The sequence below is a fragment of the Streptomyces sp. HUAS TT11 genome, assembly GCF_051553595.1.
Lineage (GTDB): Bacteria > Actinomycetota > Actinomycetes > Streptomycetales > Streptomycetaceae > Streptomyces.
This window is the reverse complement of the sequence record NZ_CP196184.1, coordinates 1,261,569-1,285,996: the sequence shown is the minus strand read 5'-3', so window position 1 is coordinate 1,285,996 and position 24,428 is coordinate 1,261,569. Positions and strand designations below refer to the sequence as shown.

General features: G+C 72.2%; 18 protein-coding genes. 6 read left to right on the top strand and 12 right to left on the bottom strand.

Going from position 1 to position 24,428, the window contains the following annotated elements; translation table 11 throughout:
* Positions 1–17 precede the first annotated feature (17 nt).
* From ACSHXN_RS06020 to ACSHXN_RS06010, 3 genes are all read right to left on the bottom strand, one after another.
* Positions 18–1,445 (bottom strand): PP2C family protein-serine/threonine phosphatase, encoded by a 1,428-nt coding sequence (locus tag ACSHXN_RS06020; protein WP_355796910.1) that lies wholly within the window; start codon positions 1,443–1,445, stop codon positions 18–20.
* 237 nt (positions 1,446–1,682) lie between these two features.
* Positions 1,683–2,735: a Gfo/Idh/MocA family protein gene (locus ACSHXN_RS06015; protein ID WP_383354280.1), complete on the bottom strand. Its 1,053-nt coding sequence runs from the start codon at positions 2,733–2,735 to the stop codon at positions 1,683–1,685.
* Between the two features lie 60 nt (positions 2,736–2,795).
* Positions 2,796–3,893, bottom strand: coding sequence for a baeRF3 domain-containing protein (locus tag ACSHXN_RS06010; protein WP_355130002.1), 1,098 nt, complete (start codon positions 3,891–3,893; stop codon positions 2,796–2,798).
* 293 nt (positions 3,894–4,186) lie between these two features.
* On the opposite strand from ACSHXN_RS06010, the gene asnB reads away from it, so the two are divergent.
* Complete coding sequence (gene asnB, locus ACSHXN_RS06005) at positions 4,187–6,028, top strand: asparagine synthase (glutamine-hydrolyzing) (protein WP_355130004.1); 1,842 nt, start codon at positions 4,187–4,189, stop codon at positions 6,026–6,028.
* Positions 6,029–6,062: 34 nt separating this feature from the next.
* On the opposite strand, the gene ACSHXN_RS06000 is transcribed toward asnB, so the two are convergent.
* Positions 6,063–7,631, bottom strand: a complete 1,569-nt coding sequence (locus ACSHXN_RS06000) for an alpha/beta hydrolase (protein WP_355130006.1) — start codon at positions 7,629–7,631, stop codon at positions 6,063–6,065.
* 293 nt (positions 7,632–7,924) lie between these two features.
* Between ACSHXN_RS06000 and ACSHXN_RS05995 the strand changes: the two genes are divergently transcribed.
* From ACSHXN_RS05995 to ACSHXN_RS05985, 3 genes are all read left to right on the top strand, one after another.
* Positions 7,925–8,560, top strand: a complete 636-nt coding sequence (locus ACSHXN_RS05995; RefSeq protein WP_356113126.1) for a chaplin — start codon at positions 7,925–7,927, stop codon at positions 8,558–8,560.
* A gap of 210 nt (positions 8,561–8,770) precedes the next feature.
* The gene (locus tag ACSHXN_RS05990; protein WP_355130010.1) at positions 8,771–9,625 is read left to right on the top strand and encodes a GNAT family N-acetyltransferase; all 855 of its coding nucleotides are present in this window, start codon (positions 8,771–8,773) and stop codon (positions 9,623–9,625) included.
* 354 nt (positions 9,626–9,979) lie between these two features.
* Complete coding sequence (locus ACSHXN_RS05985; protein ID WP_438302767.1) at positions 9,980–10,753, top strand: GNAT family N-acetyltransferase; 774 nt, start codon at positions 9,980–9,982, stop codon at positions 10,751–10,753.
* 441 nt (positions 10,754–11,194) lie between these two features.
* Here the strand turns inward: ACSHXN_RS05985 and ACSHXN_RS05980 are convergent, their stop codons facing one another.
* The 3 genes from ACSHXN_RS05980 to ACSHXN_RS05970 all read right to left on the bottom strand — a co-directional run bounded on the left by ACSHXN_RS05980 (position 11,195) and on the right by ACSHXN_RS05970 (position 15,675).
* Positions 11,195–11,458 (bottom strand): GlsB/YeaQ/YmgE family stress response membrane protein, encoded by a 264-nt coding sequence (locus ACSHXN_RS05980; protein WP_355130014.1) that lies wholly within the window; start codon positions 11,456–11,458, stop codon positions 11,195–11,197.
* A gap of 133 nt (positions 11,459–11,591) precedes the next feature.
* On the bottom strand, positions 11,592–14,309 hold the full coding sequence (locus ACSHXN_RS05975) for a glycoside hydrolase family 2 protein (protein ID WP_438302766.1): 2,718 nt from the start codon (positions 14,307–14,309) through the stop codon (positions 11,592–11,594).
* A 184-nt stretch (positions 14,310–14,493) separates the two neighbouring features.
* Positions 14,494–15,675, bottom strand: coding sequence for an ROK family transcriptional regulator (locus ACSHXN_RS05970; RefSeq protein WP_355130018.1), 1,182 nt, complete (start codon positions 15,673–15,675; stop codon positions 14,494–14,496).
* Positions 15,676–15,876: 201 nt separating this feature from the next.
* On the opposite strand from ACSHXN_RS05970, the gene ACSHXN_RS05965 reads away from it, so the two are divergent.
* Positions 15,877–17,325 carry an APC family permease gene (locus ACSHXN_RS05965; RefSeq protein WP_355130020.1) on the top strand — a complete coding sequence of 483 codons (1,449 nt, stop codon included), beginning with the start codon at positions 15,877–15,879 and terminating at the stop codon, positions 17,323–17,325.
* A 102-nt stretch (positions 17,326–17,427) separates the two neighbouring features.
* On the opposite strand, the gene ACSHXN_RS05960 is transcribed toward ACSHXN_RS05965, so the two are convergent.
* From ACSHXN_RS05960 to ACSHXN_RS05945, 4 genes are all read right to left on the bottom strand, one after another.
* A complete protein-coding gene (locus tag ACSHXN_RS05960; RefSeq protein ID WP_438302765.1) occupies positions 17,428–19,293 on the bottom strand; it encodes a GNAT family N-acetyltransferase in 1,866 nt (621 codons plus the stop codon).
* Positions 19,294–19,451: 158 nt separating this feature from the next.
* Positions 19,452–19,892, bottom strand: coding sequence for an SPW repeat protein (locus ACSHXN_RS05955; protein ID WP_355130024.1), 441 nt, complete (start codon positions 19,890–19,892; stop codon positions 19,452–19,454).
* Positions 19,893–19,966: 74 nt separating this feature from the next.
* Positions 19,967–20,878, bottom strand: coding sequence for a YihY/virulence factor BrkB family protein (locus ACSHXN_RS05950; protein ID WP_383354265.1), 912 nt, complete (start codon positions 20,876–20,878; stop codon positions 19,967–19,969).
* 331 nt (positions 20,879–21,209) lie between these two features.
* Complete coding sequence (locus ACSHXN_RS05945; protein WP_355130026.1) at positions 21,210–21,794, bottom strand: RNA polymerase sigma factor; 585 nt, start codon at positions 21,792–21,794, stop codon at positions 21,210–21,212.
* A 182-nt stretch (positions 21,795–21,976) separates the two neighbouring features.
* Between ACSHXN_RS05945 and ACSHXN_RS05940 the strand changes: the two genes are divergently transcribed.
* On the top strand, positions 21,977–23,014 hold the full coding sequence (locus ACSHXN_RS05940) for a MerR family transcriptional regulator (protein WP_355130028.1): 1,038 nt from the start codon (positions 21,977–21,979) through the stop codon (positions 23,012–23,014).
* Positions 23,015–23,041: 27 nt separating this feature from the next.
* Here the strand turns inward: ACSHXN_RS05940 and ACSHXN_RS05935 are convergent, their stop codons facing one another.
* Positions 23,042–24,418 (bottom strand): cryptochrome/photolyase family protein, encoded by a 1,377-nt coding sequence (locus tag ACSHXN_RS05935; RefSeq protein WP_438302764.1) that lies wholly within the window; start codon positions 24,416–24,418, stop codon positions 23,042–23,044.
* Positions 24,419–24,428 lie beyond the last annotated feature (10 nt).

The following is a 24,428-nucleotide window of genomic DNA, read 5'->3' as shown; positions in this document are numbered from 1 at the left end:
CAGAACATGTCCATGGCTCAGGACATGACCCTGGCGAGAAGCACGCAGGCGTTGTCCTCGCGCGCGCTCTCACCCAACTCCTCCACAACAGTCCGCAGGCAATCCTGAGCTGTGCGGGTTCCGTCGAAGTACGGAGCCAGGTCGAGCAGCCTCTGGACGGCAGCCGGGCCACTGTGCCGCGGGACCAGCCCGTCGGTGTGCAGGAGCAGCAGGTCGCCTTCCACGAGCGTCTCCTCGGCCTGCCCGTAGGCGGCCCCCGAGGTCGCTCCGAGCAGCACGCCGTCCGGTGCCGTCAGCATGCGCCCCGTCCCGCCGCGGAACAGCAGCGGGGCGGGGTGCCCTGCTTGCGCCCAGCTCAGGGTGCGGGAGGAGGGGTGGTAGCGACAGCAGACGGCGCTGCCCAGGGCCGGCTGGACCGAGGCGTCGAGCATCTGGTTGAGCCAGCCCAACAGGCGGCCCGGTTCGGCCCCGGTCACGGCCATGCCGCGCAGGGCACCGATCAGCGTCGCCACGCCGGACGCCACGGTCACCCCGCGTCCGGTGAGGTCGCCGACGCTGAGCAGCATGTCCCCCTCGGGCAGTTCGAGGGCGTCGAACCAGTGGCCGCCGATCTGCGCGTCAGCCGACGCGGGCAGATACCGGGCGGCCAGGTCCAGGGTGCCGGGGCCCTGCCGCGGGAGCCGCAGGGGGCCCCGCCACGGCGGCAGCACGGCTTCCTGCAGCTCGACCGCGAGCCGGTGCTCGCTGTGCGTGCGGTCCCGGTGGTGCCGCAGCGAGTCACGGGTCTGGCTCACGGTCCGCCGGTGGCGGCGCAGTTCGCTGACGTCCCGCAGCACGGCCCACATCGAGGCGGTGCTGCCGTCTGCGGCGAGCACGGGCTCGCCCATCATGTGCACGGTGCGCACCGTGCCGTCCGGGCGCAGGATCTGGAACTCGCCGTCGATCGGCCTGCCGTCGATCAGACAGTCCGTCACCATCGTCGTCAGCAGGGGCCGGTCCTCGTCGTGCACCAGCGAGGGCAGTTCGTCGAGGGGGAGCGCGGGGGCCGAGGGGTCGCGTCCGAGGATCTGGTACAGCTCGCCGGACCAGCTCGCCTCGTCGGTCAGCAGGTTCCATTCCGCGCTGCCGACCCGGCTGAGCAGGGAACCGGGGGAGGAGGGAGGGCGCGCGGAGGGCGGCGCCGGTACGGGGGGCTCGGCCGGAACCGGTGGCGGACCGTCCCGCAGCTGCGCCAAGTGCTCGTCGAGGTCGCGGAGTTGGTGCAGGGCGAGATCGCACAGGGCGCGCTGCCAGCGTCCCTCCGGGTCCGAGCCGTCCTCGGGCGCACCCTGGCGCACCGCGTCCACCTCGCCGCGCAGCCGCCGCGTCTGCGAGATCAGCGCATCGACCGTACCGGGCCGGGGTGGCTGGGCGGCGGGGCGGTCCGCGGAGAGATGGGGTGGCATGACGCGCTCCGATGTGGGGACGGTTCGGCCAAGGCTGAGAGAAGGACCGTTACGACTGTTGCACAGCCCGCGATGCCCTGTAAGGGATTTGGCAAGACACGATACGGTGGTGCTTCTGGCATATGCCACAGGCTCTCCGGAGTGGTCCCGAGGGGCAGATGGCGTACTCGCCGGGTGAGGGCAAGTCTGAGGTGACGTACGTGACGTGAGGGGTGCGAGGGGCGGACGGCCGATCGCTCAATCGTGCGTTCGTGGGGCATGTGTGCGACGGCCGTCGTCCTCGTACGCCTGCGGTCGCGGAGTCAGCTCGACGGACTGCCGCACGCCGCTCTCCAGTGCCCGGACACCCGCCTCGGCGACCGCCGCGGCCGCGTACCCGTCCCAGACCGAGGGGCCCGCGACGCGCCCCTGCCGGGTGGCGTCGACCCATGCCTGCACCTCGCGGTCGTAGGCGTCCGCGAACCGTACGAGGTAGTCCTGGGCGACCTCCTCGCACGTACCGCCCCCCGTCGTGACGACCATCGTGCGGTCGTCGCCGATCCGGGCGCTGCCGCCTTCGCAGACCGCCTCGCAGCGCACCTGGTAGCCGAACCCCGAGTTGACGAAGATCTCCACGTCGACGAGGGCCCCGCCGGAGGTCTCGAACAGCACGAACTGGGGATCCAGCAGACCCTCGGGCGCGTCGGACGACGCCCGGGGACGCAGCACGGTCACCGCGGTCAGCTCCTCCTCCAGCAGCCAGCGGGCGGCGTCGATCTCGTGCGACACGGAGCTGTTGATCAGCATGGGCGTGGTGAAGTGCGGCGGCGAGGACACATTGCGGTGTGTGCAGTGCAGCATCAGGGGCCGTCCCAGCCGGCCGCTGTCCAGCAGCGACTTCAGCCGCAGGTACTCGGCGTCGTACCGGCGCATGAACCCCACCTGTGCGAGCCGCCGCCCGAGCCGGGCCTCCGCCTCCACCACACGCAGGGCCCCGGCCGGGTCCGGTGTCATCGGCTTCTCGCACAGCACCGGCAGCCCGCGCTCGAAGGCCGCGAGCAGCGCCTCCTCGTGTGCCGGCCCCGGGGAGGCGATCAGCACGGCCCGCACTCCAGGAGCGTCGAGCGCGGCGGCCGGCTCCGCGTGCACCGAGACGTCGTCGATGCCGGCCGCAGCCTCCTTGGCGCGGTCCGTTTCGGGGTCCGCCACGGACACCACACGCGCACCGCTCACCGCTCGATCCAGCCGGCGTATGTGATCCGCACCCATGTGCCCCGCACCCAGTACCGCCACGCCCAGCAGCTCACCCATGGCCGTCCTCCCACTGCGCCGATCGTCCCTGCGCAGGGTAGACCTCCGGGGAGGGCGTTCTCAGTAGCGGAGTATCCCGGCGATGCCCTGGGCGTCCCCGAGGGCGCCGTCCGGAACGAAGCGGACGTCGGCGCCCGTGTCCAGGCAGCGCTCGACGATCTCGTCGACGATGTCCTCACGGGCGTCGAGATCGCCGCTCTCGGCGGGCTCGAGGTGGTCACCGGCCCCGTCGCGGACCGTCACGCGGTAGTTCTCCTCGACCGCGAGCAGCCGGATACGGCCGTCGGAGGCGTTCTGCCAGACCTCGTCGACGCCGGCGGCGAACGTCTTGTGCCCGCGAGCGGACTCCAGCTCGCGGCTCACCGTGTCGACGTTCTTCCGGTCCTCCTCGTCGATCACGGGCCGGATCGTCTGCCGGACGGCATCGGCCGTGGCGTGGGCGAGCCCTCCGTGCGGAATGTGCACCGCCTCCCCGGCGACACTGCCGACCTCGTCGAGCAGGGACAGCGCGGCCTGCTCGCCGGTGATGTACAGCGGGCGTGGATAGCGGCGCAGCATCGCGCCGAGCGCGGTGTCGACGTCGCGCAGGAAGCGGCGGGTCCCCTCGTCGCGGAACGTGCTCGGCATGTCGCCGATCCGTTCCTGGCGTTCGGCGTCGAAGTTCTCGCGGCTGCGGATCATCGGGAAGCCGCCGATGTGCTCCTCGGTGACCCGGTCGGCGCCGCCGTTCCACAGCGTCGCGCGGTCGGCCGCCACGGTGAGCACCCAGAACGGACGCTCCGCGGCCTCCGCGGCCACCAGGTTGCGGGTCAGGAAGGTGTCCGAGAGCACCACCCGCTCGGGAACGGTGCGCGCCAGCGACCACACCTGGTGCTCGCCCGGCGCGGCGAAGATGACCAGGCCGTCCTCGGCGTACGTCAGGTCGACCTCGGCGAGTGCCCGGTCGAGCTGGTCCGCGACGTCGAAACGGTGATCACGGGTGACGGCCGGATCGGCTTCGAGCTGCTTCTTGGCGTCGGCCAGCATGTTGCGCAGCCGGACCCGGTCCTGAGAGTTGTCGCGCTCGCGGCGGTGCGTCGGCGTCAGCACCGACACCGCGGGGTACGGCCGTGGCCGGCGCAGGTCCGCGAGGGTCGAGGGACTGAGGTCGTGCTCCATATGAGCACCTTAGGGCGGATTCACGTGTAGGGCATTCGGGGCAATTGGTTGCTATGGTCACTGGGGGTGCCGATGTCGCACCGTGCATCGCCCGCGCCGGGCCCCACCGCCCGACGGGGCCGCGGAGCCGGCTCACGACACGTCCGCGTTCCCGGCGGCATGCCCGTCGGACCGCGTCACGCCGACGTACGCTCGGAGATATAGCTGCTCGATACAACTGGTTGTCCGGCAGCGGAACCCTCGCGCCGTTGAAGGCGCACACGCCGGGCCGGGCAATCGCACGGGAGGCACGCATGTGCGGCATCACCGGCTGGATCTCCTACGACCGTGACCTGCGAAACGAGATCGCGGCACTGGACACGATGACCGAGACGATGGCCTGCCGAGGACCCGACGACCGTGGCACCTGGGTGGAGGGGCCCGCCGGTCTCGGTCATCGCAGGCTCGCGATCATCGACCTTGCGGGCGGACGGCAGCCGATGACGGCCGAGACCCCCGAGGGCACCGTCGCGCTCGTCTACTCCGGGGAGGCCTACAACTACACCGAACTGCGCCACGAGCTGATCGGACTGGGTCACCGCTTCACGACCGACTCCGACACCGAGGTCGTCCTGCGTGCCTACCTGGCCTGGGGCGAGCAGCTCGCCGAGCGGCTGAACGGAATGTTCGCCTTCGCGGTCTGGGACGGCCGCCACGACAAGCTCGTGATGGTCCGCGACCGCATGGGCATCAAGCCCTTCTACTACGCCCCGACCTCCGACGGCGTCCTCTTCGGCTCCGAACCCAAGGCCATCCTGGCCAATCCGCTGGTGCGGCCGCGGGTCGGCCTCGACGGGCTCCGGGAGCTGTTCGCCATGGTCAAGACGCCCGGCCACGCCGTGTGGGACGGCATGCGCGAGGTCGAGCCCGGCACCGTGGTCACCGTCGACCGGCAGGGCCTGAGCCGGCGGGTCTACTGGCATCTGGAGACCCGGTCGCAGCCCGACGACCGCGAGACCACCATCGCCACGGTCCGCTCGCTGCTCGAGGACATCGTGCGCCGGCAGCTGGTCGCCGACGTACCGCGCTGCACCCTGCTGTCGGGCGGTCTGGACTCGTCCGCGATGACCGCTCTGGCCGCCCGGCAGCTCGCGGAGCAGGGCGAGAAGGTGCGCAGCTTCGCGGTGGACTTCGTCGGGCAGACGGACCACTTCGTGGCCGACGATCTGCGCTCCACACCGGACACGCCGTTCGTGCACGATGTGGCGACCGCCTCGGGCACCGAACACCAGGACATCGTCCTCGACGCCCGGGCCCTCGCCGACCTCGACGTGCGGGCGAAGGTGATCCGGGCACGCGACCTGCCCATGGGCTTCGGGGACATGGACGCCTCGCTGTATCTGCTGTTCCAGGCGATCCGCCGGCACTCCACCGTCGCGCTGTCCGGTGAGTCGGCCGACGAGGTCTTCGGCGGCTACGTCCAGTTCTTCGACGAGGAGGCCAGGCGAGCCGACACCTTCCCCTGGCTGGTGCGCTTCCGCAGGGACTTCGGCGACGACGAAGAGGTCCTGCACCCCCATCTCACCAAGGCCCTGGACCTCGAGACCTACGTCTCCGACAGCTATCGCAGGGCCGTCTCGGGCATCCGGCGGCTGGAGGGCGAGAGCGACTTCGAGTACCGGATGCGGCAGATCTGCTACCTGCACCTGACCCGCTTCGTACGGCTCCTGCTGGACCGCAAGGACCGTATGAGCATGGCGGTCGGTCTGGAGGTGCGGGTGCCGTACTGCGACCACCGGCTCGTGGACTACGTCTACAACTCCCCCTGGTCGCTGAAGTCCTTCGACGGCAGGGAGAAGAGCCTGCTGAGGGAGGCGACGGCCGACCTGATCCCGAAGTCCGTGTACGACAGGCTCAAGAGCCCCTACCCGTCCACCCAGGACCCGGGGTACGCCGTCGCCCTTCAGGAAGAGGCCAAGGACCTGCTGACCCGCCCCTCCCATCCGGTCTTCGACCTGGTCGACCGCGAGCGGGTGTCCCGGGCGGCGCACCGCGAGGCCCCGCAGATCACCCAGCCGTCGCGCCGCGGCCTCGAACGCACCCTCGACCTGGCCACATGGCTGGACATCTACAAGCCGGAGATCTCCCTCACCTGAGCACCCCTGCGCCCCGGGTGACCGGGGCGCAGGCTCAGCCGGCCGTGTCGGGCCCGCACGAACTCCCGTCGGCCGGCAGCGACCCGTACAGAAGGAACGCGTCGACCTTCCGGTGGACGCACGGGGACGTCGTGTACCCGGTGTGCCCCTCGCCCCTGTTGTCGAGGACCACCGCCGAGGGGCCGAGCCGCTTGGCGGTCTCCAGCGCCCAGCGGTAGGGGGTGGCCGGGTCCCCGCGCGTGCCGACGAGCAGCATCTTGGCGCTGTGTACGTTCTTGACCTTCTCCCGGATGAAGTCGGTGCCCTTGGGCCGTCCGTAGCACGTCAGCACCTGGGTGAGCCGGTAGCGTCCGAAGACGGGGGAGGCCTCGTCGTACTGGTCCCGCAGCCGCTTGATGTCCTTGGTGAGCCGGTCGGCGCTCGGCCGGTCGGGATCGTCGGCGCAGTTGACGGCCATCAGCGCGGCCGACATGTTGTCGACGGGCACGTTGTCGGGTGCGACGATCCCGCCGTTCGCCCGCTGGACCGAGGGGGCGGAGATGCCGAGGCCCGAGTAGTACATGATTCCCGAGGGATCGCCCTGTTCCATCAACTGGGCCAGGCCCTGCTCCAGCATCGGCCACATCCGTTTGCTGAAGAGGAGTTCGCTGATCCCGGCGACGAGGTCCTGCCCCGTGAAGGGCTGGCCGAGAGCGGTCGAGGCAGGCTGCTTGTCCAGGCGTGCCACGAGTTGCACGACCTGCTCGCGAGCGGAGCGGGCGTCGCTGCCGAACGGGCACAGGAGGTTCTTGACGCACGAGTCGAGGAAGCTCTCCAGCGCGGTCTGCTGTCCTTGCGCGCCCACCAGCCCCTGCTCGGCCAGGGACTCGGTGAGGGTGTCGACACCGTCCAGGACCATCCGCCCCACCTTGCCGGGGAACTGGGCCGCGTAGACCGCACCGAGGCGGGTGCCGTACGAGAAACCGAGGTAGTTGAGCTTCTTGTCGCCGAGGGCCTGGCGCATCACGTCCATGTCGCGTGCGACATCCACGGTCCCCATGTGCGGCAGCAGCGGCCCGGAGTGCCTCGCGCACTGGTCGGCCGTCTTCCGGATCTGCGCGAGCGCCGCCCGTGGATCGGTCACGTCGATGACGGTGTCCTCCGCGTCCGCGTTGTTGGCCGCCTTTTCCACACAGCTGACGGGTGAGGACTGTCCGACTCCGCGCGGATCGAACGTCACCACGTCGTAGGCGTTCGTCAGATGCAGGAAGTCCTTGCCGCCGGCGGCGAGCTCGGGGACGCCGGCGCCGCCGGGACCGCCGAAGTTCAGCAGTACGGAGCCGCGGGACCCGGCTGTGGCCCGGTAGCGGGTCATCGCCACGTCGATCGTCCCGGCATCGGGTTTCGCATAGTCGATCGGGACCGTCACCTTTCCGCACTGACGGTCCCCCGGCGTCTTTTCACCGGGGCACGCCGACCATGTGATCCGCTGACCGTAGAACCGGGACAGATCGGGGCCGCCGCCGGCCTCGGTCACCGACGGCAGGGCGGCTCCCAGCAGAGCCAGCACCGCGGCCGCGGCCGTTGCCGTGGTGACCGCGGCGCGGGTGTGCGTGGACATCATGGCGCCTCCTGGGGCGCCCGGCTGCGGATCCGGCGGCGGCCCTGCGGTCACGTTATGCGGGCCCTCCTGGGCACGCCTCCCGGCGTTCGGCCAGTCGGACACGGTGTGCTTCGCGCCGTCGGTGCGCGCCGCGCCACGCTGCAGGTCGGACCGGTGGACCGGTCTCCTCCGTGCGTTCGGACCGCCGCCACTCGATGGGGTGAAAGGCAGATAAGCCATAACTCGGATGGTGCGTCTGCGTTTTACGAGGTGCGGGCGAGTGCTCGCGACCAAGTCTGGAAGGCAGGGAACCTATGAAACGGGTTACCCGAAATGGTTTGTTCGTCGCGGCCGCCGCCACGGGGGCGCTGGCCGGGGCGCTGCCGGCGCACGCGGACTCCGCGGCGGACGGCACCGCGGCGGGTTCGCCCGGATTGATCTCCGGCAACACCGTGCAGCTTCCGGTGCACGTTCCGGTGAACGTGTGCGGCAACACGGTGACGGTGGTGGGGCTTCTCAACACGGCCTCGGGGAACACCTGCGCCAATCGGGGCGTCGACGCGGCCGGGCCACGGCAGGGCCGCTCTCCCGCGCACGGTGCCTCCGCGTCCGGCGTGAGCAGGCACTCCCCGGGGGTGCTGGGCGGCAATGGTGTGCAGTTGCCGATTCACCTCCCGGTGAACGTCTCCGGCAACACGGTGGGCGTGGTCGGCGTCGGCAACGCGGCCACCGGCAACAAGTCCACGAACACCTCGAGCACCCGGCGTCCCGCTCCGCGGCCCGTCGCGCCGCCGAGGCAGACGCCGATGCAGCCGCCGAGCACCCGTCCCGTGGTCGCCCTCGCCCACACCGGCGCGGACGCGACCGTGCCCGCGCTCGCCGGAGGCGCGGCGCTGGTGCTCGGGGGGACCGTGCTGTACCGCCGTTTCCGCCCGGGATCGGCCCGCTGAGCCGACCGCCGTAAGCGTTGCAGAGGGCTCCGCCGGTCCGACCGGCGGAGCCCTCCGCCGTTCAACGGCCGTTGCGGAGCGTCACGTTGGTGCGGTGGGCGGTGCCCTGCACCGCATGGCGCGCGACGGGGGGATCGGGAAGGATGCTCGCGGTGCAGCCGGTCACGGCACGCCCCCCACGGCACCGCCCCCACGGAATGGAGCGCATCGATGACCTCAGCGGGTCCCGAAGGCCTCGTCGTCGCCAGGGCCACCCTCGACGACTGGCCGGTGATCAGCGGCTGGGCGGCGGACGAGGGATGGAATCCGGGGCTGTGCGACGGCCCCGCCTTCTTCGCCCAGGACCCGGAGGGTTTCTTCGTCGGCAGGCTCGGCGACGAGCCCGTGTCGGCGATCTCCGTCGTCAATTACGGCTCCGACTACGCCTTCCTCGGCTGCTATCTGGTCCGTCCTGACCTGCGCGGCCGCGGTATCGGCCTGGCGACCTGGGAGACGGCCCTCGCTCATGCCGGAGGCCGCACGATCGGTCTCGACGGCGTCGTCGCCCAGCAGGACAACTACCGGCGGTCCGGTTTCGTGTTCGCGCACCGCACCGTGCGCTTCACCGGAACCGTGCCCGCCGACCAGGCGACGCCCGGCGTGCACCCGGCCGGGAAGGCCGACCTCGACGCCATCGCGGACTACGACAGGGCCTGCTACCCGGCCGACCGCCCCGGCTTCCTGGAACACTGGCTCAGCGCCCGCGGCCACCGGGTCTTCGTCCGCCTCGAGGGCGACGGCCTGACCGGTTACGGGGTGATCCGCCCCGCCCGGGTCGGACTGCGCGTCGGCCCGCTCTTCGCCGACACCGTCGACGACGCGGGCGCCCTGCTCGCGGCGTGCGCCGGCGAAGCCGCCGGGCGGGAACTCGCCGTCGACGTACCCGAAACGAACACGGCGGGCGTCGCCCTGGCCGAACGCTCGGGCCTCACCCCCTCCTTCGAGACGGCCCGCATGTACACGGGGCCGGTCCGGGCCTTCGCGGGGGAACGGGTGTACGGGGTGACGACCCTGGAGCTCGGATAGCCGGCGCGTCCCCGGCGCGGGAGGGGCCGCCTGCGGTGCGCCCCCTCCGACGCACCGGCCCGGTGCGTCGACGAGGTGCTCCGGGCGTCCCGGTGCCCGGGCCTCGTCGTGGTCACCGTCCCGACGTGCACCGCGCCGGGGCGCAAGGCTGTCGTCGTGACGCGGCCACGCACACCGCCCCGGCCGGCGTTAGCGTGCCCGGGAACACCTCGACGCCGACCGGCCGCCGTGCGGCCCGACGCCGCGGTGTACGCCGCGGCGTCGGGAGTCCATGGTCGGCCGGGACCCGGGTGCGGCCTCCCGGCTGTCGCGTATTACCGTGCGGATACATGCCCCGCAGGTTGGAGTGAGCCCATGGACCACGCTGCCGTACTCGCCCTCTACGACCGGGACATGCGACAGGGTGCCCGCCCCGACGGTTCCGGCGCCCGCGTCGAGCGCGACGCCTCGGTGGTGCGCCAGGTCGGCTCCGCAAACGACTGGAACGGGATCGTGTGGTCGGACCTGGACGAGGGCACGGCCGATGCGGTGATCGCCGAACAGGTCCGCTACTACGCCGAACTCGGGCGTGAGTTCGAGTGGAAGCTGTACGGTCACGATCGGCCGGTCGACCTCGGGAAGCGGCTGAGGGCCGCCGGATTCACACCCGACCCCGAGGAGACACTGATGGTCGCCGAGGTCGCCGATCTCACCCTCGATGTCGAGCCGCCCGAAGGTGTACGTCTGGTGCCGGTCACCGAGCCCGCCGCCGTCGACCTCGTGGCGGACGTCCACCGCAGGGCGTTCGGCACCGACAGCACCCGGTTGCGCGACCAGCTCCTCGCCCAGCTGTCCGGCGACGGCGACCAGGTGGTGGCCGTTCTGGCGCTGGCGGGCGACGAGCCCGTGAGCGCGGCCCGTATGGAGCTCGTTCCCGGCACCCGTTTCGCGGGACTGTGGGGCGGGGGCACGGTCCCCGCCTGGCGGGGACGCGGTGTCTACCGAGCCCTGGTCGCCCGTCGTGCCGAGGTCGCGGCCTCCCGCGGCTACCGCTACGTCCAGGTCGACGCGTCCGCGCAGAGCCGGCCCATCCTGGCCCGCCTCGGCTTCGAACCGCTGACCACGACGACGCCGTACGTCTCCCCGTGACGTTCCGGTTCAGGTCCGACCACCACCGCGCGGGGCGGTGGCGAGCGGACGAGCGGGCCGGCGACGGCGGGTCCATGGGTACGCCCGGACGCAGCCGGGACGAGCGCCTTCTCCGGACGGGACGGTGACCGACCTGCCGGGGTGAGGGCGTGTCACGCGGGTGGGTGGGCCCGGGGCAGGCCGAGACCCGCGTCGGCGAGCGGGGAGCCCGCATTCAGGGTCGCCTGCTTCCTCCCGAGGGCCCGGGTCGCCGGACGAGATCGGACGCAAGGACCCGCACCGGCCGGCCGCCGCACCGGTGAGCTGTCGCGAGATCGGTGGCGCGCCGGTCCGCAGAGGCGCGAGGACTCCGTGGCGAGCGGTCGTCCGGGCGAAGCCCGCAGCGCCCGCTCGCCACGGACCTCGCCCGCAACGCACCCGCGGCGCCCGGTGAGTGTGACGTCAGCGGTGCGACCGTGCCCGGTCCAGTGCCGCCACGCCCAGCGCCGCCAGGCCGATCTGGATGAGCCATTCGATCCAGTCGACGCCCTTGGTGTCGGCCACGCCGACCGCTGCGGCGATGCCCGACCCGATGAAGGCCGCGACGATGCCGACGAGGATGGTCCACAGGACTCCGATGTGCTGGCGTCCTGGGACGACGAGTCGCCCCAGGACACCGATGATGAGCCCGATGACGATGGCGCCGATGATGCTCGAGATCTCCATCTCCGCCCCTTGATGTGAAGGCCTCTGCACTCCTTCATGTGCCCGCTGTGCGCGGCAACAGTCCGTTCCGCTTCGGCCTCGGGGTGCGCCGGCGTCGCGGGGTGGACGCGCGGGCCGGGCCCTGGTCCTCGGATCACGCGGCCGGCACGGTGTGCTCCGGGGCGTTCCAGCCCGAGATCCGTACGCCTGGCTCCGAGCCGTGCAGATCGGCCGTCCGGTAGGTGGCGGTCAGCGTCACCGACTCACCGGGCCACAGGCTCACTTCGTTGTCGGACCAGTGGACAGGCAGCACCGGCCTGCCCGCCGAGTCCACCAGATGCGCGTCGGTGAGCAGTGACGGAGTCGTGCCGGAGCCCGCGGCGCGCAGGGTGACCCTCGTGGTCGACATGCCGTCCCCGCCCGCCCGTGTGGACGCCGTCGCGGACACCGGCACCTGTGCCATGGAGGCGAGCGAGGTCAGATCGGCGTAGCTCGTCGTCGGCGTGTAGTACCAGTCGGTGTGGGCCCAGTCGAGCGTGTCGGGCCTGGTGGACAGCCAGTAGACGTTGCGGCTGACCTCCTTGCCCGCCGGGTCCGTCAGGACCAGCCGCGCGAGATAGGTGGTCGGCAGACCGCTCACCGACGAGGGCAGGGCGAGCACGGTGGTGTGCGCTCCGTCGCCCGCGACGCCCACCCCGGTCACCGTGCGGTCGTACATCCTCCTGCCGTCCGTGGTGTACAGGGAGACGCGGGCGGTGAGTCCGGACGCGGCCGTGTGCCGGTTGTTCACCACCACGACCGAGCGGTCGTCGTAGGAGTACTGCACGTGCAGCGGCTCGTTGGCCTTCTTCGCGCCGAAGTAGGCGCCCCCCTGGTCGAGGTAGCGGTCCACCAACTGCCAGTGCAGCGACGTCCAGCCGCTGTTGAACATCCAGTGGACGACGCCGGTGGAGGGCCGCGCGGCATCGGTGGCGTTGCGTCCGTACGCCTCGAACTGCGCCCGCACGTTCTCGTACTGCGCGAGTTGCGCCTTGCGCACGTAGTCGCCGAGTCCCCGCGGCGCGCCGTACCGGCCGGTGAGCGCGTCATCGTACAGCGCGAGCGTGCCGAACGTCGACGACGGCGAGCGGTGGTACTGCTCGGCCCTCGGGTCCTTCCAGAGGGTGGTCAGCTCGGCCGGGGTCATCATGCGGCGCAGGGTGTCGAGTGTCGGGATGTCGGGGCCCGCGCTGGTCTCGGAGTTGAACCCGGTGGCACCGCCCTCCCGCTTCGCGTACCAGTAGTCCGGCGGCACCCAGTCGTACGGTCCCGTCATCTTCATGCCCGAACTCCCCAGCTGCGGTGAGGAGTTGTCGGAGGCCGCGGCGATCACCGGGTTCGGCCAGTCGGCGGCCCGCAGAGCGTCCAGGTAGTCCTTCTCGATCGTGGCGTCGGGTGCGAAGTCGCTGCCGATGAGGAAGGAGACGACACTCGGGTGGTCGCGCAGCCGGGCGGCCTCGGCGGTCATGGACGCCTTGGCGACCGGGTGGTCGGCGGCGGTCCATTCGTCGCCGGACTCCTCGCCGTTGACCTCGCCCTCCCACTTGTCGCAGCACTCCCAGCCGGGGAGCGTGAGGATGCCGTAGCGGTCCGCGAGATCGAAGAACTCGTCCGGCTCGATGTGCCCCTCCAGCCGGATGGTGTTGAGTCCGAGGTCGAGGGCGTACTTGAGCCGGTCCGCGACATACGTCGTGTCCCAGCGCAGGAACTCGTCCGGTGACCAGCCGCCGCCCTTGACGAGCAGCCTGTGCCCGTTGACCTTGTACTGCCGTGCGCCGTCGGCGTTGAGCGGTGCCTTCACGTCCCGGATGCCGAAGCTCTCGTGCGCGGCGTCGGACGGGACACCGGACACGCTCGCGGTCAGGTCGAGCCGGTACAGCGGCTGCCCGCCCATCCCGGCCGGCCACCACACCCGGGGGGAGACCAGGTGCAGACCGGGGACGTCGGCCGGGGCGAACGTGAGCGCCTTCGACTCGTGCGCGGCCAGCGGAACCCTCCTGGTGAAGGAGAGTGAGCCGATCCTCCCGGCCACGGTGGCGGTGACCGCGGTCGCCGAGTCGTTGCGGATCCGCGCCTTGACCGTCAGGTCGGCGGCGGCGAGCGAAGGCACGTCGAGACGGCTGAGGACATGGGCGTCGCGCAGCGCGACCGGTCCACCGCGGCGGACGAGCACATCGCGGACGATGCCCATGTTCTCGTCCGGCGGAGGTTGCAGCCAGTCGATCCAGCCCATGGTCAGGTTCTTGTCCGGGTCGTTGGGCCGGACACGGAACGCGACCGTGTTCCTGCCCGCCCGCACCAGCGAGGTGACGTCGAGTTCGTGATGTGTGTACGCGCCCGTCACCGCCGAGGCATCCGCGACCCGCCGTCCGTTGACGTAGACGTCCGCGGCCGAGATCACCCCGCTGAAGTCGAGATAGGTGCGCTCGGAGGTGTCCGCGACCGTGAAGTCCGAGCGGTACCACCACGGGACCCGGAAGTCCGCCTTCGGGATCTTCTGCTGGTTGGTCGAGTAGAACGGGTCGGCGTACACACCGTCTTCGAGCAGCGCCCCGAGCACCGTGGAGCGGGAGCCCGCCGGGTACCAGCCGCGCGCCGGAAAACCGGGGGAGGAGACCGCGGCGGGGGAGTCGGAGACCTTGGCCGTGGACTGGATCTCGTAGCGGGACAGGGGGGTGGCACTGCCTGCCGCGGAGGCGACCTCGGTGGCGGGCGGTTCGGGATGCGCCGGTGCGGGGGCCCCTGCGCGAGCACCGGTGGAGAGCGTGCACATCATGCCCAGGGCTACGACGGCCGAGGCCGGCCGGCGGTGGAGGGCAGGGCGGTGGAACACGGTCGTCTCCTTGGGGGTGGGGGAGCATTCCGCGCTTCGGCACTGCGGGATCCGGCGGCCGGCACCGAGGGATCGGGCGGGAACGGTCGACCGACGGTAAAGTTAGGAAACTTTACTAACTGGCGTTTCAAGCTAGGGCGTTGAGGAGGCCCTGTCAATCGTCGTGGAGGCAGGGCGGGACCGGTCAGGAACCCGAGCGGCGCTCGAAGACCACGTCGCGTGCCGTGCCCAGCGCCGTGGCCAGCGCCCCGAGCAGCACCGCGTCCTCGCCCAGCCGGCTCGGCGCGATCTTGGGGCGCAACGGGGTGAGGGCGCGCAACGTCTCCCGTACGGGACGCAGCAGCAGATCGACGCTGTGCCCCACCCCTCCGCCGAGCACCACGAGGTCGGGGTCGAGCACCGCGGCCGCGGCCGCGACCGTGTGTGCGATCCGCTCGCCCTCCAGCTGCACCGCCCGGACCGCGGCGGATTGGCCCTCCCGGGCAGCGTCGAACACCGCTTTGGCCGTGAGCTGACCCGTCATGCCGAACGCCCGCGCGGACTCGACGACGGCCACGCCCGACACCGCGTCCTCCAGCGTCCCCGGTTTCTGCCGCCCGGGCCACGGCAGGAACCCGATCTCCCCGGCCCCGCCGTGTGCGCCCGTGAACAGCCGGCCCTCGCTGACCACCCCCATGCCGAGGCCCGTCCCGATCAGGATGTACGCGAACAGGCGGCTGCCCGCGCCGACGCCGTAGGTGTACTCGCCGAGCGCGGCCAGGTTGGCGTCGTTGTGCACCTCGAGCGGGATGCCCAGTTCGTCGCGCATCCGGTCGAACAGACCGGCCCGGCCCCAGCCCGGCAGATGCATCGCGTACCGCACCCGGCGCCGTTCCCCGTCGTACACGCCGGGTGTGCCCACCACCGCATGGGCCACGTCGTCGTGTCCCGCCCCGGAGCCCTCGACGACCTGCCGCGCCGTCGTGACGACCAGGTCGGCCATGGCGCCCGAGGTGCGGGCGCGGTTGCGCACGTCGGCACGGGCCACCACCTCGCCGTCGAGACCGGCCAGTGCGACCCGCAGCCAGCTCCGGCCGATGTCGATGCCGAGCGCGTACCCGGCGGCCGGGTCGGGTGCGTACAGGACCGCCATCCGGCCGCGCTCGGGCGTGTGCGTCCCCACCTCGTGGACCAGGCCGGCCTCCTCCAGGGCGGCGAGCGCGCTGGACACCGTCGGCTTCGACAGGCCGGTCTCCCGGGCGAGCTGGGCGCGCGAGGCGCTGCCGGCCGCGCGCAGCCGGTCCAGGAGCAGCCGCTCGTTGGTGCTGCGCAACCGTCTGCGGTTCCAGGTCTGTTCCGGCTGCGCTATGGGGTCACGGGCGGGCATCGCACCATTCTCACGTATTCCTGACGCGCTCTTGACGCACCTAGTAAGGCTCCTTAACTTTATCGCCCAGTCAGCCTCTCCGGGCGAGTCGAGGGGAGCCCATCGCCGGCCGGATGACCGCCGTACCTCATCCGTCGGCCGCGTCCCGACGTCGGCCCACAGTCCGCACATCACTCCCCGCGTCCCGCTCCAGGAGGTTCCGTGTCCGGTAGCCCGCCACCCGCCGGTGGTTTCGTCCGCCGCGTCGGCCTGTTCCAGGCCACCGCCATCAACATGAGCCAGATGTGCGGCATCGGGCCGTTCGTCACCATCCCGCTGATGGTCGCCGCCTTCGGCGGCCCGCAGGCGGTCATCGGCTTCGTCGCGGGCGCTCTGCTGGCGCTCGCCGACGGCCTCGTCTGGGCCGAACTGGGCTCGTCGATGCCCGGTTCGGGCGGCAGCTACGTCTATCTGCGCCAGGCATTCCAGTACCGCACGGGGCGGCTGATGCCGTTCCTGTTCGTGTGGACGGCGATGCTCTTCATCCCGCTGATCATGTCCACCGGTGTGGTGGGCTTCGTGCAGTACCTGGGTTACCTGGCCCCCGACCTCGGCCGGACCGCCGGGGATCTCATCGGACTCGGTGTCATCGCCCTGGTGATCCTCCTGCTGTGGCGGGGCATCGAGCACATCGCCCGTATCACCGCGGTGATGTGGGTCGTGATGATCGCCTCGGTGCTGCTGGTGATCGCCGCGTCGGCCTCGGACTTCAGCGCGCACCTCGCCTTCACCTACCCGGCGCACGCCTTCGACCTGACGGCAAGCCACTTCTGGCTCGGCTTCGCGGCGGGCCTGACCATCGGCATCTACGACTACCTGGGCTACAACACCACGGCGTACATGGGCGCCGAGATCAAGGACCCGGGCCGTACCCTCCCGCGCTCGATCATCTTCTCCATCCTCGGCATCATGGTGATCTACCTGCTGCTCCAGATCGGCACGCTCGGTGTGGTGGACTGGCACCGGATGACCGACCCGCACGACATCGCGTCGACGTCGGTCGCCTCCGCGGTGCTCGAGGAGACATGGGGCAAGGGGGCCGCGGACACGGTCACGGTCCTCATCCTGATCACGGCCTTCGCCTCGGTGTTCGCCGGTCTGCTCGGTGGCTCCCGGGTGCCCTACGACGCCGCGCGCGACCGCGTCTTCTTCCGCCCGTACGCCAGACTGCACGCCAAACACCGCTTCCCGACGCTCGGGCTGGCCACGATGGGCGTGATCACCGCGATCGGTTTCCTGATCGGCCGTCATACCGACCTGGCGACCCTGATCCAGCTGCTGACCACGGTGATGGTGCTGGTCCAGGCGCTGGCGCAGATCGTGGCCGTGACCGTCCTGCGCGCACGACAGCCGGCGCTGCGCCGCCCGTACCGGATGTGGCTGTACCCCGTGCCGAGCGTCCTGGCGCTGGTCGGCTGGCTGGTCATCTACGGCTACGCCGACAAGAACTCACCCGGCCGCCATCCCATCGAATGGTCGCTGGCCTGGCTGCTGCTCGGCTGCCTGGCGTTCGTCCTGTGGGCCCGGGTGGAGAAGGTCTGGCCGTTCGGCCCGAAGGAGATCAGCGAGGAGTACCTCACCAGCCGGGAGGCGGAGCCGGCGGAGGCGTGAGAACGCAACCGTGACAGGGGTCCGACTGCGGAGTTCCGCAGGGGTGGCCGGCCCGCCGGGGGTGTCGGGCCGGCCACTTGCACATCCGCCCCGCTGACGGGCTCAGGACCCGGTGTGCCGCCAGGTGCGGAGCACCAGCTCGCGCCCCTTCGACATGCGGACGACGGGTTCGTCGTCCGCGGGCGCGAAGCCGGTGGACCGGGCGACGGCCTCGCCGGCGGCGTTCCCGGCCTCGATCCGCAGCACCACCGAGCGGGCGCCCGTCTCGTGCACGGCGTGCTCCACGACGAGCCGCACGGCCCGGGAGGCCAGGCCGCGGCCGCGGTGGTCGGCACCGACACCGTACGCCAGCTCGAGTTCGCGCTCGTCGGGCCCGCTGCGGAAGAACAGGATCTCGCCCCGCGGCCGCAGGCCGTCCGTGGTGATGGCGAGCTGCACCGACCGCCTCTCGGCCCGCTTCCTGCGTGCCGCGGCGAGGTAGGAGCGCGCCTCCTCGACGCCGAACGGGGAGGCCACGGGCGTCCACCGGTCGATCTCGGGGTCGTCGTACAGCGCGACGAGGTCCGGCACATCGGCGTCGGTCCACTCGCGCAACCGGAGCCCGAGCCCTTCGAGGAGCAGCCGACGGGAGGGGTCGAAGATCCTCAGGTCGTCCACGGCCCGATCCTCGGGCGCCGGCCCGCCGGTGGCCAAGGGCCCGCCGGAGGTGGGCTGGAGGAACACCGTGGCCGCCCGGGCTTCGCGCCGGGCCGGACTCAGGTCCGCGAGGACCGGGCTCGGCTCTCGCTCGCTCCGCAGCGCCGTGCGCAGTGCCGCCACGGGGTCTCCCGCGTGGTACGGCCGCTCGGACGGTTCGATGCCGTCCAGGAACTCCTGGTAGCGGACCGCGTGGACGAGATGGGCGAGCGGCTCGGCGAGGCGCAGGGCACCGGCCGGATCGCTGCCGGGGACGTGCACGCTCCAGGCTTCGGCCCAGGCCCGGGCCGACGTCGCCCCGACCTGCTCATCGAGGTATTCCTGGGCGCGCAGTCCGTCCACCACCGGGTTGCCCCAGTACGCGTCGGCGAAGTCCACGACGACCGGAGGGCCGCCGTCGCTGCGCCAGTTGCCCGGGTGGAAGTCGCCGTGCACCACCGTGTCGGGCAGGCCGCACTGCCCGAGCTGCTGCCAACGGTCCGTCAGCCTCCGCACCGCAGCGGTCTCCTGCCGGCTCAGCCCCGCGGCCGCCGGTCCGTCGAGGAGGGCGTCGACCCGAGGGGCGAGGGCGGGCGTGCGCCCGTCGCGCAGCCCGGCGGGCCGGTTCGCCGCGAGGGCGGCCTGGGCCGCCACGAACCGCTTCATCGCCGCGGTCGCCGTGCCGGGCGAGGCGCCCCAGCAGTCCTGCCCGGGCACGTGTTCCATGAGGATCCGCCCCGCGCCCCGGCCCAGGAGGGCCGGCACCAGTGAAGGATCCGCTCCGGCGAGTGCGGTGACGACCGCTCCCTCGTCCGCGGCGAAGTGCGGCGTCGCCTTGAGCCAGACCGGCCCCTGCGCGGTGGGCAGCCGGAACAGTGCCGCAAGGTTCCAGGTCCGTCGCTGCTCGACCGGGCCGGTGACGGGTCGTCCCGCCGCCTCAAGGGTGCGCGCGGCCCAGTCGAGGAGTTCCCGCAGGCCTGCGGCACGGGCCCACGGCGCGCGCAGTGCGGAGCGCGGGCCGAGCAGGCCGTCGTCGAGGGGGCGCCGGTCCAGCAGCCCGGGTGCCGGACGCTCCAACGCCTCGACGTGGTACGTCACATGGCCGTCCCGGCCGCCCTCACCACCGTCCACCGTCAGCAGGCGCAGGACCAGCACGGGCACCCCGAGCAGCTCCTCCAGCCGAGCGACGACCGGCTCGACCTCCTGCCACCACGGAACGTCCACCGGGAACGGTCCCACGGCCCCCAGGACGTCCTCGCCCGCTGTCACCCATGCGCTCACGGTCCGGCTCACTGCGCCAGTGTGCGGTACCTGCCCGTCCTTGACATGCAAGTAATTGCCTGCATGACGTTGAGTGTGCCATCGTGCGGAAGACGCGCACGGCGGGGCCGGTCCGTGACCGCGGGCCGGCCGGGCCGCACTTCCGGCGCGGTGGCCGGGCGCCGGTGCCGCTATGCGCGCGGAGTGCTCTTCACGGCCACTCCCGCGGACATCACGCCCAGTGCCACGGCGAGTGCGCCGATGACGATGCTGTTGACCACGACCCCTGTGTCGGGGGCGACGCCGACGATCCACGGCGAGATGATCATCCATGCGCCCACGGCGCACATGGCCCAGCTCAGGCCGTACATCCTCGCCGGCATGACGGTGAATCCGAGGGCCAGCAGTCCGAGCGCGATCCCCATGATGAGGTTGTGCGTCGCGACGGCGGGCTGGCTCGTCGTGTAGTGGAGTATCCACGGGGACGCCGCGCAGTACAGGCCGAGCAGGAACACCGGTCCGTCCACGAGCGCCACGTCACGGGTGCCGAGCATGCGGGTGTAGCGGTCCCGCATCTCATGGGCATCGGGGTGGGTGGTGATGTCACCTCTGGTGTGTGAGACGTGCGCCATGACCGGCCTCCTTCGGCTTTGCCGTCCTGGCCGCGTCCGATGCGGCATAAGTGGCATATAAGGGTATTTTGCTCTTATTTTTCCTTTATGTGTAGAGGGCGGGGGGTCGGTGACGGCTCCGCTTCGGCCCGGGCCAGCTCGGCCGTGAACTGCGCGCCTGCCAGCAGGGCGAGATGCGACATCCACAGCCAGACCAGGAAGACGACCACCCCCGCCAGGGATCCGTACAACCTGCTGTAGGTGCCGAGTCCCGTGGCGTACGTCGTGAAGCAGGCGGAGGCCGTGAGCCAGAGCGCCCCGGCGAGCACCCCACCGGGCAGGGCGTGGCGCAGCGTACGGGCTTTGGGAGGCCCGGTCCGGAACAGCACGAGCACCAGGAGCGTGACCAGCGCCACCAGAGCCGGCCAGCGCAGCAGGGTCCACGCGGCGGCACCCGCCTCGCCGAGCCCGGCCCATTCGCCCAGTGCGCGCGCCAGAGGACCGCCCAGAACGAGCAGCAGCGCACTGCAGAACAACAGGACCAGCAGGATCACGGCGGTGAGCAGGATGCGGTGCGCCGTGCGCAGGGCAGGCCGCGTGTCGGCGACACGGTGCTGGTCGTGCAGCGCCCGTCGGAACACCGCCAGGTAGCTGGAGGCCGACCACAGCGCGCTCGCCCCGCCGCCGACGGCCACCGTGAGGGCGGCGGACCGCTCACCGGCCAGCCGGCGCAGGGTGCTGTGCAGCGCCGAGCCGGACTCGGCCGGGGCCCACGCCGTCACCCGGTCGATCAGTGCGTCCGTGAGGTGCGGACTGATCGTCCCGATCAGGGAGACCGTCATCAACAGCATGGGCAGCAGGGCGAGAATGGCGTAGTACGTCAGGGCCGCCGCCCAGTCCGAGGTGTCGTCCCGCCACATCGCCACCGGGGTGCGGCGCAACGCCGTCCACAGCATCGGACCGGCCCGGCGGGCCCGTGCGAGCGCGCGGGTGACGCCGGGAGGCACGCCGGTGCCGGTCAGCGTGCCGACACGCCGAAGCCATGGCCGTCTCCTGCGCGGTAGCGAGGCGTGTCCCTCCACGGCTGCCCTTCCGTCCGAGCCGCGCCGGTGCGCGGCCGCGCGTGTCACCGCCCTCGGTGAACGCGGTACCGGGCGGCGATCCGTCCCTCTCCGCTTTCCCTCACTCGCCGACGAAAGGCCACCCGATCACCCGGTCGCCGCACGGTTGCGACGCGGTGACCCCGTGCCATCGTCCCGGCCGCCGCACGAGCATCCGCGGACATGCATCGATTCCGCAGCGTATGGCGCCTGCGAGGTGGGTGGCGAGGCGTCGCGTTCAGGGGTCTGTCTCCTGCTGGAGACAGCTGCGCAGCCGGCGCAGTCCCCTGCGGGCGTGGCTCTTGACCGTGCCCAGGGGCCAGCCGGTGCGCGCGGCGATCTGGGTCTGGGTCAGGTCCTCGTAGTACGCCAGGCACAGCACCCGCCGTTGCGCGGCGGGGAGCCGGGCCAGCTCGCGGCGGACCACCACCCGGTCGAGAAGGGTCTCGGGCTGCGCACTCCGGGAGTCGGCCGGGCCGAGGCTCGACGCGGCCGACGAGACCAGTTCGCCGCGGCGTGTCCGGGCGGACAGGGCGTCGGCGATCTTGCGCCGCGCGATGCCCGTGATCCACCCGGGGAGCGCACCGCGATCGGGCCGGTAGCCGCCCCGGCCGCGCCACACACCGAGGAAGACCTGCTGGGTGACGTCCTCGGCCTCCCTCGCGTCGCCCAGGCAACGCCATGCCAGCGCGTGGACCATCGGCGACCAGCGCCGGTACGCCTCGGTCAGACAGGCCTCGTCGCCCGCCCTCAGCCCCCGGGCCAGCTCGTCGTCGGCGAGCGGCCGGGGAAGACCTGGGCCGGGGTGTCGCAGTGCGGGCATGACGGCGGCTCCTCGCATCGGGCGGCGTCCGCCCCGCTCCCAAAGGGGGCGGCCGGACCGCGGCGGGCGATCCGCAGGGCCGGTCACCGGGGCGCGCCGACACGCCCCGGTGTGGTGTTCATCGTCCGCGGTCGCCGTCGACGGTCACAACGTGCATCGATTCTGCGTCGTATAGTCGGCGCATGGACGAGTCCCCCGGTGCTCGGAGCGACGGCGAGGGATCGGGGCCCTCCGCGCCGGCGGGGGCGGCGCTGACGACGGGCGCGGTCGCCCGCCGCCTGGGGGTGTCGCCCACCACGCTGCGGTCGTGGGACCGCAGATACGGGCTCGGGCCCGCGGTGCGGCCCGATGGGCGCCATCGGCGCTGGACGCCGCGCGACGTGGCGATGCTGGAGACGATGTGCCGGCTCACCTCCGCAGGCGTTCCGCCCGCCGAGGCGGCCCGGACCGTGCTGGGCCCGGTGGGCGCCCCCTCTCCGTCCGGTGCTCCGTCGCCGCCGGCCCGGAGCGTGCCGCCAACCCCGGCGCCCGGCGAGCGTGCGCCCGCGTCCGGCGACATGCGCCAGGAGGGCCGCGGCCTGTCCCGCGCCGCCGTGCGACTCGACGCCGCGGCCGTGGACGAGATGCTGACCTCGGCCGTCGAGCGCTACGGCCTCGCCGTCGCCTGGCAGGAGATCATGGTGCCGGCCCTGCACACCGTCGGACGGAGATGGGCGTCGTCCGGCGACCGCTACGTCGAGGTCGAGCATCTGCTGTCCTGGCATGTGTCCACCACGCTCAGACGCTGTACGCCCGCGCCCGTGGCGCACGACGGTGCCGGTGCCGGGCCGGTCGTCCTCGCCTGTGTGCCGGGCGAGGAGCACACGCTGCCGCTGGAGGCACTCAACGCCGCGCTGGGCGAACGGGGCGTGCCCGTACGGATGTTCGGCGCGGCGGTGCCGGCCGAGGCCCTCACCGCGGCGGTCCGGCGACTGGGGCCCGCGGCCGTGGTGCTGTGGGCCCAGGCGCGCTCCACGGCGAGCCTGCCGCTGGCCCGGCACGTGGCCGCCGCGGAGTGGGGCGTGAAGGGGGCACGCCGGCAACCGACGGTCGTGCTGGGCGGCCCGGGATGGGCGGGACGCGCGACGCCGGGCATGGTCCGGCCGTCCGGGCTGCGCGATGCCCTGGCCGCACTCACCGCCGGACACAGGGACGCCGCCGCGGAACCGCCCGGGCGGTGACTCCGAGCGGTCCGGGGCAGGGGCCGCTCATTCGCGGCCCCGGGCCCTTCTGAAGCGGGCCAGCCCCTCCGAGAGGTCGACGACGGGGTCCGGGTAGCCCGCGCAGGCGGCACGTTCCGTGGCGGACAGCTTCCACGGCTCGTGCACCGCGGGCCCCTCGATCCCGGCGAGTTCGGGCACCCAGCGACGTACGTACGCGCCGTCCGGGTCGTGGCGCCCGGCCTGGGCGACCGGATTGAGAACGCGGTTGGGCCGCGTGTCCGTGCCGGTGCCGGCCACCCACTGCCAGTTCAGCTGGTTGTTGGCGAGGTCGCCGTCGACCAGCAGCTCGAGGAAGTGGCGGGCGCCCACGCGCCAGTCGATGTACAGGGTCTTCGTGAGGAAGCTCGCGGTGAGCAGCCGGCCGCGGTTGTGCATCCAGCCCTCGTGCCGCAGCTGGCGCATCGCCGCGTCGACGACCGGGTAGCCCGTCCGGCCCTCCCGCCATGCCTCGACGTCCTCCTGTGCCGCTCGACCGGACCGCCAGCGGTCCTGCTTCGTGCGGTAGTCGCCGTCCGCCGCATCGGGCCGCGCCGCCAGGACCTGGCGGTGGAAGTCGCGCCAGGCGAGCTGCCGCACGAAGGCGTCCGGGCCCGGGCCGCCCTTGCGCCGGGTCCGATGGACGAGTTCGACGGGCGAGAGCGTGCCGAAGTGCAGATGCGGCGAGAGGCGCGAGGTGGCGTCGCCCGCCAGATCGTCGTGGCGGTCCTCGTAGGCGGCGACACCGTCGCGCAGCCACGCCGTGAGCCGCCTCCTGCCCGCCGCCTCACCGCCGGGGGCCAGCCCCTCCGAGAGGCCCGGCAGACCGCGGCGCGAGGGGAGGTCCTCGGACCCGACCGGGTCCGGCACCCGTACGGTGCGCGGCGCGCCCAGGGGGTCGCGCAGCGGCTGCCGCGACCACTGCCGGAAGTAGGGCGTGAAGACGGCGAAGTGGTCCGAGGACGCCGGTGTCACCCCGCCCGGCGGCACGGCGGTGGTCACGGTGTCGTGCACGTGCAGCCGGCGCCCCTCACCCTCCAGGGCCCGCCGCAGCCGTGCCTCGCGCAGTCGGGCGTAGGCACTGACGTCGGCCGCCATGTGCACCTCGTCGGCGTCCGCCTCGTACGCCACCCGGCACACCTCCTCGACGACGTCTCCCGATCGCACGACGAGACGGCCGCCGCGGTCCCGCAGACCCGCGTCGAGATCCCGGAGGCAGTCGGCGAGGAACGCCAGCCGGTTCGGGGCGGCGAAACCGGCGGCGGCCACGCCCCGGTCGCGTACGAACAGCGGCACCACCTCACAGGAGCCGTCGAGGGCCGCCCGCAGGGGCGGGTGGTCGTGCAGCCGCAGATCGGAGGTGAACAGGACGACCGAGACGTTCATGACGTGAACT